Genomic DNA, 12,417 nt, shown 5'->3' on the forward strand with positions numbered 1-12,417 from the left:
TTTGCCGGGGAATGTGGATTTGAGGCATTCAATACTCACGCTTCGGATCAACCATCCGAGGTATGCTGCGAGAGGTGCGATCGATCCCAAAGGATCGTTTTTTAATTGCCCATAAGTAAAGGCCGCTCAACAGGATGATGATCGTAATAATATCGAAAAGCGCCCAGATGATTTTTAGAGGCAATTCCCCATAGTCTCCAAAATGGAGCGGACGTGAAACCTGCAATACCTTGAGATACCAAGGAACCTGCGGCGCAATCATGTTTGACGCGTCGTTTGCATCGACCAGGATGGGTTCACGCATCCGAGCCGTGAATGGCGTGCTGCCCTTGGTCCCCACGATGAGGTGTTGCGGGCTTCCGAAACGGCCAGAGGTCGGCATGATGATCTGCGTGATGATCCGGTCCGGGAATTTCTCTTGCACGTTATCAACGACCGCTTGAATGGACGGAATCCGCGCAACTGGCTTTCCTACATAGGAAGCAAGCAGGGTCGGCAAATACTGAGCACGCCAGAGGTCGGACAACGGAACCGCAAGTGTGTTGATTGTACCCGTCAGCCCAACAACCAGCGCCCAGGTTACGGTCACGATACCCAGAAGATTGTGCGCGTCCAGCCACTTCACACGAGACGATGTGTAGCGAATTGAGCCGAAATCCAGCCGCCTCATGAACGGCCAGTAAATGACAATGCCCGACACAATAGAGACCACGAAAACAAGGCCCATCACGCCGAGAAAAAGCTCGCCGGGCAGACCGACGAACATATCCCTGTGAATCCGCAATATGATGTTCATGACGTCCAGATGCGGCACCTCATCTCCCAGTACTTCAACGGTCCGCGCATCGAACGTCGTGCGACGGAACATGCCTGGGAGTGGAACTGCAGTGGCCGATGTGGCAACGCTCACTACCGGTTCAGTCTGACTTGGCTGCATGAAAAGGATGAATTGGCCGGGGTATAGTTTTTGGGCAGCCTCAACTACACGATCCAACGATGCCCGAGGGGTATTCGCTGCCATCGGGGGCGCGGATATTTCCTCTTCGAATAGCTCATCAATCTCATGATGAAAGATCAGCGGCAGCCCGGTCACGCATAGCATCAGCAAAAACAACATGCTGACGAGCGATGTCCACGTATGGATGCGAGACCATATTTTGATCGTCATTTGTACATCAGAAGTTGGATGTGGCCGACACTAGGTTAAGCCCGAGGAGTTGCAAGCGCGATAGCTCTGCTATGCGGCCGACGCCCAGTAAGCCTGGTTTCCGACATTCTACCATCCCCCGGACAATAATCGGTTTTCTGTTCCAAGGCGAGGCAAAGGTGTATCGCGATCTCATCTGCTATTGGAAGCGCTACAAATTAGATTGTTCCGTTGAGCGACATTTGTCGCTCCTATCGCGCGAGTTTCTCGCAGCGACCGGTATCTGAAACCGTGATTGATCAGCCGAACGGCGGATACATCAATGATGCTGACGCGAGAATGATGCTGACGCGAGCGTGCTCAGACAAAGACCCATCTACTCAGTCAAGGTACGGATACGCGTACTGCCCGTCGCCTTCCCTTTGACCCTAGTATTACGTGACGAACGGGCCTGCCAAAGCCTGAGGGATCGAAGGCACCGTTCCGCCCCTTAGGGTTACGCCAGCGCAGAGTGGAAGCCGGTTTTGGACAAGATCATACTCGATCAAAGATCAGGTTAGAGGTGCAGCGCGGTTGAATCAAACATCCACCAATACGAGGAGATTGCCCGTGCTCACGCCAGCTAAGGATGATTTCTCCGTCCAGCAGGATTCGTCGCCGCGTCAGCGAGATTACAACCGGCGTCGCTTCCTCGCATGGCTCCGCGACGAGGTCGCGATCCTGCGTACGCTTGGCATGGATCATCGGCGCATCGCCGCGCAGCTCGATATCGAGGAGCACGATGTGCGAGCGTTTTGCCCGAAGCCACGCGAGAAAGACCCGCGCCGCCACCTGCCGCGTCGCGCCGTGGAAGCGCTGCTTCATGGCCGTCACGCCTCGATCGGCGGCAGGACCATCGCCAAGCGCAGCCGCCATCTCGCCGTGATTGCCGCCGCCTACACCTGGGACGAATTGTTGTCCGAGCCGGGCGTCGGATCCGTCACCGCAAACCAGATCCGCCTCTGGCTCGAAGAGCGTGGCGGGATGTTGCGTTACGGGACAGCAGACCCTCAGTCGAACAATACCGAATGATCGCCATTGTTGCGCAATGCATCAACTTCAGCGTTCACGGCCGTTCCAGCAATCTTTATCTCGCCGCTTGGGCCATGCACGTTGGATTTCAGGTCTGCGCCCATTGTCGCAGCAGGTTGTGATAAAGTGAGGTCAACGACACCACGGTTGGATGCTCGGGGTGGTCAGCGTTGAGACGAATGATCGACATATCCAGATCGAACATCATAGCACGTCGCGACACATCGCTGATCATGCTTTCAGTCCAGAAGAACGACGCGACACGCGAGCCTCGGGTCACCTTGGTGACATGGTGGACGCTGGTGCCAGGATACACGATCATGTCGCCGGCCGGCAGCTTCACGGAATGGGCACCGTAGGTGTCTTCGATGACCAACTCGCCTCCGTCGTATTCCTCCGGAGACGAAAGAAACAGCGTTGACGATACGTCAGTCCGCACACGCATTCCTGTGCCGGGAACCATACGGATGGCGTTGTCGACGTGCGAGCCGAAATTCATCTCGCCGTCGGCATCGTAGCGGTTGAACAGCGGCGGAAAGATCGTCTTCGGTAGCACCGCCGACACAAATAGCGGATTGCGGTTGAGGGCCGCCAGCACAATGTCACCGAGCTCGCGGGCTTCCGGCGTTCCCTCCGGCAATTGCAGATTGCGCTTGACCTGCGCCGATTGATGCCCGGCCGTAATTCGCCCGTCCACCCATTCGGCACGCGCCATCACCTCTCGGCAATGTTGCACCTGCTCCGGCGTCAGGACATTCGGAACTCGCACTAGCACCGGGATACTCCTTGAGATAAAGAGCCGGCGCCTTACGACGCCGGCTCCGATATCGTTATCCTCGACTACCGTAACGCGAGTTATTTGCTCACGTAACGCTCGGCCTTCACCGGATAATCCTGAACCGGCGGCGGCGGCACAAAGCTATAGCGATAGGTCAGCATCGCGGTTCGTCCGGCGGCCGGCACGGCTTGACCCTGGTAATATTGGGCGTAATAAAGCTCATCCGTCAGGTTGTAGATGTTGAGCTGCAGCATCGAGTCCTTCGTGACCTTATAGCTCGTCATCAGATCGAGCTTCCAGTAGTTGGGCACGTAGGTTGTATTTTGTATATTGGCGAAGGTTCGCGCCGCATAGGTGGCGCCGCCGCCGACAGTCCACTGCGGCGTCAGTTCGTAAGTGGTCCACAGCGTAAAATTATGCGGCGGCGTTTGGGGGAGCTGGTTGCCCAACTGCGCAAGGTCGGTCGTATTGACGATCTTGGAGTCGAGATAGCTGTAGCCCGCGAACAGGCCCCACTTATCGGTGAGCTTGCCCGCGGCGCCCACTTCCACGCCATCCACGCGCGCCAGACCACCGAGCACCAGCGCCGCATTCGTGGCCGGATCGATCGGAATGCGCAAGTTGGTTTTCTCGATGCGGAACACCGCACCGCTCAGCGTCAACTTGCCGTGTAGAAGATCGACCTTGGTGCCGACTTCCATCGTCGTGTTGCGCTCGGGAGCTAGCCTGGAGTTCGCCGCGTTGTTGCCGGCGTCGCTCAGCACGTCGAACTCCGCCGCCGGATTATTCGACACGCCATAGGCGGCGTAGACCATTGAATTATGGGTCGGATGAAAGACACCGCCAACGCGCCAGGCGACCATCTGGTCGGCCCGACTGAGCCGCTGGCTCGCGGGCGGTACCGCCGCGAGATTGGTATATGTCGTTCGGAAATCGTCGTAGCGGATCGATCCGAGCAATTCGAAGTACTCGTTGATCTTAACCTGATCGAAGCCGTAAACCGCGTAGTCCGTCGAGATGGTGTAGTTCGGCAAGAGGAAACCGTTGTTCGGTCCGCCATAGGTCGTATCGACCGGAGCGAAGGCGCTGGTCCGGCACGCCGGATCGGTTGGCACGCAGTAATTGGCACGCATCTGATCGCGGGTTTGCTGCGAGGCTAAAGCACCCAGCGTGAAGGTATGCTCCAGGCTGCCGGTGTGGAACTTGCCGGTCAGATCGGTCTGATTGATGAACAGCGTGTTATCGGTCAACGTCTCAAAGTGTTGCCGCCCGATCGTCATCAGTTCGACCGGATAGCCCGGGGTGATCGGGCTAACGTTATCGGCCTGCGCCTCGTTGCGCGGGGCTGTCGGCCGCGCCATGCGGTTGACGCTGACGTATCGCGTCGCGTTCGAAATCTTCAAATTGTTGTCGAAATCATGTTCGAACCGGGCTGTCGCGATGTGAGTGTTGATGAGCTGGCGGTCGGCCAGCGGCCCGCCCGCCACGCCATAAAAGACTTGGCGAGGGACCGGCATCGGCGACGTCGCTGCGCCATTGCCGAAATAGCCGGGGTTGGTCATAGCGCCGGTCGTTGAACTGTAAACCGGCGCCGGCAGGTAGCGATGCCCATAATCCGGCACGCCATCCTCACCTTGATAAACGTAGCTGAAGATTGCGCGGGTATCCGGTGTAAACTCCGCTTTGAGCGACGGCGCGACACCCCAGCGCCTTGCGAAAATGTGATTTCGGTCCTGGACAGGAATGTCCTGATACATCGCAGCAATACGGCCGGACAAATTCCCCCGTGTCCCATTGGCATCGACATCGGCGCGATAACCACCGCTGCTGACGCCGCTGACGGTGCTATTCACGAAGGTGGTCGCTTGCGGCACCTTCGAGACGGTGTTGATCGCGGCGCCGGTCGAACCGCGACCGAAGGCAAATCCCGACGGCCCTTTGTAAACTTCGACGCGATCGCTGCTGAACATGTCGCGCGTGTACCAGCCCGGATCGAGAAGGCCGTCGCGGAACATGTCGCCGCGTGCCGCGAAGCCGCGCACAATCGGCGTATCTCCCTGGAAGCCACCTTCGCCGGCGCTGAACGTGATGCCCGGCACCGTCCGTAGCGCATCTTCCATAGTGAGAAGGCGCTGCTCCTGGATCACCTGTTGCGTCACCACGTTGACGGTTTGCGGCGTATTGGAGAGCGGCACCGGAAGACGAGCCATTCCTGCCTGCGCAGGCGCCTGATAGCCAGTGACGCCATGCGCGTCGCCGAGCATGGGATTGACCTGAACGTTGCTCGGCGCGGCAGCGACAACTGGCGCTGGGGCGACGTGTGCAGGCGCGTGATGTACGGTTCTTTTCTTGGCTTGCCGCTTTGGCGCCGTGACACGAACCTGCGGAAGATCCTCTCCGCTGGGCGCCGGCTGAGCATCGGCGAAATCGGGGATCAACATGACCGCGGCAACGCCGATCATTGCTCTCCCCCATCCAACTATCGACGAATCCTCTGCTTGTCCGTCAACACTGCGTGTACCACCCGTATGATCTGCCGATGAAATACCCATAGCCCCCAATTCCTCGATTGCCGACCTCTCGGAAACAAAAACAGTATCCGCGATGGCGGCCCGCTATTAGCTTTAGACATTGTCTTTGAGCAATATGTCTGAGGCACAATTTGAAGCCGTTTATAGAAGTTCTAACGCCGTCCATCAGCGTATCCCTAGCGAAATCAACCGGCGCGAGTAATGAACGTCTTCGCGCTGCAGCTCTTAAAGAGATTCTAAAAATGTTCGCCGGTTTGCCTGTTTGATTTGGAAAGCCCAGACGCTAGACCACTCGCTAGATGCCTGCGCATTTGTTCTTGGCCCCTCGGATGGCCCAGACCGGTGCATGATTGTAGAGTTTTTCACCATGAATCTGTCCCTGAATGTCTCACGCACAATGGTGGGAAACGACCGAATGCGGATCGCAAAGGCTTCAGCAATCGGGCTTGCATGCCTCTTGATGTTGGCGCTTGGACCGCACCCCGCTTACGCTCAGTCATTATCGCGGCCCGCCTCTCACGACGCCGTTTCTTCTGGCCAAAGTCCTTCGCTAGGCGTGCAATCAACGCCTGCCGTACCGCAGACGACGCAACTTAATTCCCAGCAACCCGCGCCGCAGGCCGCACCTGACGCAAAAACGTCTCCCGCCGAGCAATCGGCCGCGCCGGCGACGCCGTCAGTCGAACATCAAACGCCGCCGGCAACCGAACTAGTCGAAGTCTCCGAGTCGATCCTGCCGCATGAACTGACGCCTATAGGCATGTTCATGGCGGCCGACTCCATCGTGAAAGCGGTGATGATCGGTCTGGCGCTCGCTTCTGTCGTGACCTGGTCGGTTTGGCTTGCCAAGACGATTGAGTTGCTCAGTGCACGGAGCAAACTGGTGCGCGATCTTCATAGCGTGGAGGACGTTCGCTCACTTGACGAAGCGAGCAAGATATTGCGGCAGTCCGGCAGCGATATAGCCATCCTTACCAAGGCCGCGCGCGCTGAGATTCATCGTTCGCAGGACGCCATGAACCATGACGGTGTCAAGGAACGAGTCGCTTCGCTGTTCAGCCGCATTGAGGCGGCCGCGTCACGGCGCATGACCCGCGGGACCAGCATTCTGGCCACTATCGGATCGACCGCACCGTTTGTCGGGCTTTTCGGCACCGTCTGGGGCATCATGAATGCCTTCATCGGCATTTCGAAGACGCAAACCACAAACCTCGCCGTCGTCGCGCCTGGCATCGCCGAGGCTTTGCTGGCGACAGCCATGGGGCTTGTCGCGGCGATTCCGGCGGTGATGATCTACAACATGTTTTCGCGCTCCATCACCGGCTATCGCGGCTTACTCGGAGACGGTTCGGCGGAGCTGATGCGCATGGTGAGCAGAGATCTCAATCGTGCGGAGATGATACCTCATCGGATAGCTGCGGAGTAAGGAGTAACACCCGTGGGCGTTTCGCTTCAGTCGGCATCGTCCGAGGACGAGATGACGCAGGTCAGCGACATCAACGTGACGCCGTTCATCGACGTCATTCTCGTGCTGCTGATTATTTTCATGATTGCCGCGCCTTTGGCGACCGTCGACATCCCCGTCGACCTGCCGGCATCGACGGCGGTGCGCCAGCCACGTCCGGAAAAGCCGATCTTCATTACGCTCAAGGCCGACCGTACGCTGGCGGTCGGGGAGACGCCGCTCTCGCGTATGGCGCTAGCTGCCTCGCTGGCCTCGCTGACATCGTCGGATCACAGCAAGCGTCTGTTCGTTCGCGCTGACAAGACCGTTCCCTATGGCGAGGTGATGTCGCTGATGAACGATTTGCGGTCTGCGGGGTATCTGAAGATCGCCCTGGTCGGGCTTGAGTCCGCGAGCGAAGCGCAATCCGGGGAAACCGCGCAATGAGCATGTCGCGCCTTTACAGCCACGTTACGCGGAAAGAAATGCTGCGCTGGGGCACCTGCTTCGTTGCAATGTTGTCGCTACATGGCGCGGTCGCGGCCGCCCTGCTCATGAATCCGGCCGAAGGCGATACCTTCGATACCGTCACGGCAATCGAAGTCGATTTTACGACCGAGTCGTTCCGCGACGCCGAGGCCAGAGACGTGGCGCCGGGCGAAGAGCAAATGCAGACCGACGAGGCCCCTCCGCCTCAGGAGAAGGCCGAAGTCAAGACCGAGAAGGAGCCGGAGCCCGAACCGCCGCTTCCGCAGGTAGCCGAACCGGATGTTGCGCTGGAGACCCCTCCTGAGCAGAAGAAACAGGAGGAGGAGAAAAAAGAAGAAAAAGAAAAGACTCCGAACGCAACGCCACCGGTGGTCGCCTCGTCCGTCACGACGGCGCCAACCGCCGCAGCTGCACGTAAGGCACCACTCGTGAGCTGGAAACGGAAGCTGGCCCTTCACCTTCAGCGCAATAAGCGATACCCGCGGGATGCCCAGGCCCACCATGAAACCGGAACAGCGCGGGTGTTCTTCATCGTTGACCGCAATGGTCACGTTATTTCCAGCCAAATCGCGAAAGGCAGCGGTTCTGCAGCTCTCGATCGCGAAACGCTCGAACTCCTGCAACGCGCGCAGCCATTGCCTCAGCCTCCGAACGACGTCGGCGGTACTCAGTTTGCTTTTACGATGCCGATTCTTTTTGAGTTTCAATGATCCCACGCCTGGCAAGGCGCGCGCTTAGTTTCGGCACTCGTCGGAAACTGACACAATACGAAACGACAGCCGACCGGATCCTTGCCCAGGAATCGGATTGTCGACGACTATCTTCCGGCGGGTTGCTTGATCGCGTTGCCGAACTGCGCCGGCGGGTGCAGGCCGGCACGGCCATCGATGGGATCAAGCAAGAGGCTTTCGCGCTGGCTCGCGAAGCTGCGTGGCGTGCGCTGAGCGAGCACCCTGTTCCGGTGCAGATCATCGGCGCTCTCGCCCTTCATGACGGTCATCTCGCTGAGATGAAGACCGGTGAAGGAAAGACGCTAACTGCCGCGCTCGTCTGCTCGCTCAATGCTTTGACGGGCCGGGGCGTTCACGTCGCCACCCCGAACGACTATCTGGCTGAGCGCGACGCCGCCTGGATGCGGCCGTTCTACGACCTACTCGGACTCAGCACCGGGGTCATCACGCAGGAGATGGACGACGACAGCCGGCGCGAAGCCTATCGTTGCGATATTACCTATGGCATTGCCAGCGAGTTCGGTTTCGACTATCTGCGCGACAACCTGAAATTTTCGGCCGCGGAAACTGTGCAGCGCGGCCATGCATTCGCATTGGTTGACGAGGCCGACGCTACCCTGATCGACGAGGCCAGCATGCCCTTGGCGCTGTTTGGGCCGCTTGGCGATCACTCCGGCTTTTATCACGCGATCGATGCCGAGATCGCCTCGTTGCAGCCCTCGCACTACGAGATAGATCATCGTCGGCGCGTCGCGCTGACCGAGGCGGGATACAGTGAGATCGAGTTGCGGCTGCAGCAACAAAGATTGCTGAAGGCTTCGACGACGCTGCATGACATTGCGTCGATCTCACTGCTCCACCACGTTATGCAGTCGCTGCGGGCTCATGTGGTGCTCGCGCGCGACCGCGACTATGTGGTTGAGAACGGCAGCGTGACCATTGTCGATCGGCTGACGGGCCGACCGATGCCAGGGCGGCGCTATGATGAAGGGCTGCATCAGGCCCTCGAAGCCAAGGAAGGTTGCGCCATCGGAGAGGAAACGCGTACGCTCGCCGCGATCACGTTCCAGACCTATTTCCAACGCTACGCCAAGCTAGCCGGCATGACCGGCACAGCAAAAGCGGATGCAGAAGAATACCGAGATATCTACGGCCTCGACGTAATCTCAATCCCGACACACCGACCGATGATCCGTGTCGACGAAACCGTGCTCCACTCCACCGCCGCCGGTAAGTTTCAGGCGATCCTGCGGGAGTTGGAAGGCGCCGCCGCGCGGGGTCAGCCCGTTCTGATCGGCGTTCCATCAATTGAACGATCAGAAACGCTGGCAGCGATGCTCCAAGCCAACGGCTGGCGGCAGCAAAACGCAACAGCTCAGAATCCAGGTTCAAGCCGCACCTTCTCCGTCCTTAACGCCAAGCATCACGCCCGCGAAGCCGAGATCATTGCTGAAGCCGGCGCTCCGGGCGCGGTGACGATCGCCACCGCAATGGCCGGCCGGGGCACGGATATACGGCTTGGCGGCGAACATGCCGATGCGCCAACACGCGCCAGGGTGATTGCCGCAGGCGGGCTGCTGGTTATCGGCACCACCCATTACGATCACGGGCGGATGGATGAACAATTGCGCGGTCGTGCCGGAAGGCAAGGCGATCCGGGGCGATCGGTCATCCACGCCTCGCTTCAAGACGAGCCTCTGCGGACTGCTGCGATCAACGCGCCGCCAACACTGCTAACAGAACAAGCCGCCACGATCGCGCCTTCGGTTGCGACCCGCCTGATCGAGGCGGCGCAGAAGCGGCATGAAATGCGCAGTTTCGATCGCCGCCTTGGACTCCTGCGTTTCGACACAATCATTCAACGCCAGCGCGACAACGTTTTCGATTTGCGGCAAAGCATCCGCGACGGGAGCGATACGCTCATGTTGGTAAAGCGCTTGCGTCATGAGACGGTCGACGACCTGATAAATCGTTTCGCCACGCCAACCGCTCCATGGGACATTGCCGGGCTAGATCACGCCATCCGGTCCGTCTTGACTCTTGCCATTGATATCAGACCTCCATCGAGCGATCCCAAAGCCGACGCAAAGGTCCTCACCCAGCTCATCACTGCGGCGGCCGATCGCTGGATCGACGGCAAGATAGCCAGCATGGGTGAGACGATGTTTATTGATATCCTTCGCCGGCTGATGATGGCGCTGATCGATCACCTCTGGTCGGAGCAATCGGAACGCCTCGACCATCTCAAGCGCAGGATCGGCGACCGCGGGCTTCCGCCGCATAAAGTCGTTGCGGAATTTCAGCTTGAGGCATTCGCACTATTCGAGCAAACGATCATCGATTTCCGTCGCGACGTGACGGCCTACTCCATGCGCGTCGGTATTCTTCCGACGTGAGACGCCTGCACTGCCCCTCGTCAAACGTCCATCCATAAGCTCCCGCCAAGGTCCTTCTTCGCCACAGGCTGCGGCGGGCGTATTGCCTGTCAATCGCGTTACCGGTCTCCAAGAACTCCTTGGACCAGCGGTAGCACATTGGAGCGACGATCCCCTCGCGTCAGCCAAGCTTGTTCAAAGCGTTTTCAAGTATTGTATCAACGCATCTCGTTCGGCCTAGGTCAGACTGCTGCCAATGATGCCATTCGGTAGCTTGGTCTTGTCAATCTCGCGTCTTGGCGCGTCGTAGACAAACCGCTCGTAAAGGCGCGCTCTGATTTCTAAGGATGACTTGCGATAGCTTGGAAAATGATAGGCTTTGTAGGACACACTCCACTTCGGGTGGTTTCGTGCGGCTCTCATGAAGCCGACAGAACGTAGGCGGTAGAATGAGCTCCCGGCATCGGCCGGCTATTAATGCGAGGACCCGGGATGCAGACGACGATCACAAGTACCGGTGCCGAACGCGTCCCGTTCTGGTCGGCCCTCGTCAAGGACAGACGGATGGCTCCGGCCCTGGGGCTTGGGTTCACGTCGGGCATGCCGTTTCTGCTAACCTATTCCACGCAATCGGCTTGGCTCACTGATGCGGGGGTGCCGCTGGCGACGATCGGCCTGCTCAGCGAACTGACCCTCGCCTACAAATTCAAGTTCGTGTGAGCGCCATTTCTCGATCAATACGATCCGCCGATAATCGGACGTATGCTCGGGCGGCGGCGCGGTTGGTTGATCGTGGCCATTCTCGCTGTCATGGCCATGCTGACCGGGATCGCTTTTGGCAATCCAGGATATTGGATCTGGTGGACAGTCGGTTTCTCAATCGCACTCGGAATCGCGGGCGCAACGCTCGATCTGGTGCTCGACGGTTGGCGTATCACGAGCGTACGCCCACCGGAGAAGCAGGCGGTGCTGTCCTCATGGACCGAGATCGGCTGGCGGGTCGGCAATCTCGCCGCCGGCGCGGGCGCGCTTTACCTTGCGGATCGCATCGGTTGGAAGGGCGCCTATCTGTGCATGGCTATCCTGATGCTAGTAGGCATTGTGGCGACGCTATGCGCACCCGAGCCACCCTCCGATATGGTGCCCCACAAGCCGCATGCCGGCTTCGTCGAAACAATCTGGGCGCCAATCCACGACCTTCTCAAGCGATTGGGTCCGATGGCCGTCGTGATCCTGCTGCTCGTCGCGGGCTTTCGCATGCCGGACTACATTGCTAGCGCGATGGCGGTGCCGCTCTTCAAGCACCAGGGATTCACAAATACCGACATCGCGACCGTGACCAAGGTCTTCGGTTTCTGGATTGCGCTTGGTGGCACCTTCATGGCCGGTTGGCTGATCCCGCGTATCGGCATGATGTCGAGCCTCCTCATTGGCACCGTCGCGGGCTCGGCCTCTCATCTTGCGCTTGCGTTTCTGGCGGCACATGGCGGGGATGGAGGTAAGGCGTTCGGGACCTTTGCGCTGGCCGTCGGCATTGAAGGCTTTGCCTACGCCTTCGCGTCGGTCGTGCTCATCACTTACATGTCGACGCTCGCTTCAGTGGAACACGCGGCAAGCCAGTTCGGCCTGCTGACCTCCCTCTGCGCCTTTCCGGGCAGCATTCTGGCTGGATTTTCGGGCTTCGTGATCGAGCATACGGGATTCGTCTGGTTCTTCATCTGGACCTCCCTCCTCGGCATCCCCGTCGCGCTGCTTGCGGTCTTTATATGGTCCCGCGTGGGGATTTCGGACGAGGCGCAGATCCAGATCCGGGAAGGGCATTAGCATTTTTTGAAGTCGATCGAGTTTCAC

9 protein-coding genes and 1 pseudogene are annotated in these 12,417 nt (G+C 58.9%); 6 read left to right on the top strand and 4 right to left on the bottom strand.

Annotated features, from left to right (window positions below; genetic code table 11):
• Positions 1 to 28: 28 nt before the first annotated feature.
• Positions 29 to 1,168 carry a PepSY-associated TM helix domain-containing protein gene (locus ACM561_RS11635; protein ID WP_425905229.1) on the bottom strand — a complete coding sequence of 380 codons (1,140 nt, stop codon included), beginning with the start codon at positions 1,166 to 1,168 and terminating at the stop codon, positions 29 to 31.
• Positions 1,169 to 1,756: 588 nt separating this feature from the next.
• Here ACM561_RS11635 and ACM561_RS11640 point away from each other — a divergent pair.
• Entirely contained in the window at positions 1,757 to 2,218 is a 462-nt protein-coding gene (locus ACM561_RS11640) for a hypothetical protein (protein ID WP_425905230.1), read from the top strand.
• Here ACM561_RS11640 and ACM561_RS11645 read toward each other — a convergent pair.
• The 3 genes from ACM561_RS11645 to ACM561_RS11655 form a co-directional block, all read right to left on the bottom strand.
• On the bottom strand, positions 2,197 to 2,322 hold the full coding sequence (locus tag ACM561_RS11645) for a hypothetical protein (RefSeq protein WP_425905231.1): 126 nt from the start codon (positions 2,320 to 2,322) through the stop codon (positions 2,197 to 2,199). The two genes, ACM561_RS11640 and ACM561_RS11645, sit on opposite strands and share 22 nt — an antisense overlap.
• Positions 2,307 to 2,993 carry a Fe2+-dependent dioxygenase gene (locus ACM561_RS11650; protein WP_425905232.1) on the bottom strand — a complete coding sequence of 229 codons (687 nt, stop codon included), beginning with the start codon at positions 2,991 to 2,993 and terminating at the stop codon, positions 2,307 to 2,309. Before ACM561_RS11650 ends, ACM561_RS11645 begins: the two co-directional genes overlap by 16 nt.
• 80 nt (positions 2,994 to 3,073) lie before the next feature.
• Positions 3,074 to 5,458 (bottom strand): TonB-dependent receptor, encoded by a 2,385-nt coding sequence (locus ACM561_RS11655; protein WP_425905233.1) that lies wholly within the window; start codon positions 5,456 to 5,458, stop codon positions 3,074 to 3,076.
• Positions 5,459 to 5,942: 484 nt separating this feature from the next.
• On the opposite strand from ACM561_RS11655, the gene exbB reads away from it, so the two are divergent.
• From exbB to ACM561_RS11680, 5 genes and pseudogenes are all read left to right on the top strand, one after another.
• A complete protein-coding gene (exbB, locus tag ACM561_RS11660) occupies positions 5,943 to 6,953 on the top strand; it encodes a tonB-system energizer ExbB (RefSeq protein ID WP_425905234.1) in 1,011 nt (336 codons plus the stop codon).
• 51 nt (positions 6,954 to 7,004) lie between these two features.
• Positions 7,005 to 7,418, top strand: a complete 414-nt coding sequence (gene exbD / locus ACM561_RS11665) for a TonB system transport protein ExbD (RefSeq protein WP_425909731.1) — start codon at positions 7,005 to 7,007, stop codon at positions 7,416 to 7,418.
• Complete coding sequence (locus tag ACM561_RS11670; RefSeq protein ID WP_425905235.1) at positions 7,415 to 8,170, top strand: energy transducer TonB family protein; 756 nt, start codon at positions 7,415 to 7,417, stop codon at positions 8,168 to 8,170. Before exbD ends, ACM561_RS11670 begins: the two co-directional genes overlap by 4 nt.
• Positions 8,167 to 10,587: a preprotein translocase subunit SecA gene (locus ACM561_RS11675; RefSeq protein ID WP_425905237.1), complete on the top strand. Its 2,421-nt coding sequence runs from the start codon at positions 8,167 to 8,169 to the stop codon at positions 10,585 to 10,587. Before ACM561_RS11670 ends, ACM561_RS11675 begins: the two co-directional genes overlap by 4 nt.
• A gap of 471 nt (positions 10,588 to 11,058) precedes the next feature.
• Positions 11,059 to 12,390: pseudogene (locus tag ACM561_RS11680) on the top strand (AmpG family muropeptide MFS transporter).
• Positions 12,391 to 12,417 lie beyond the last annotated feature (27 nt).

It is taken from the genome of Nitrobacter sp. TKz-YC02, from assembly GCF_049852135.1.
In the GTDB taxonomy this organism is placed as follows: Bacteria; Pseudomonadota; Alphaproteobacteria; order Rhizobiales; family Xanthobacteraceae; genus Nitrobacter; species Nitrobacter vulgaris.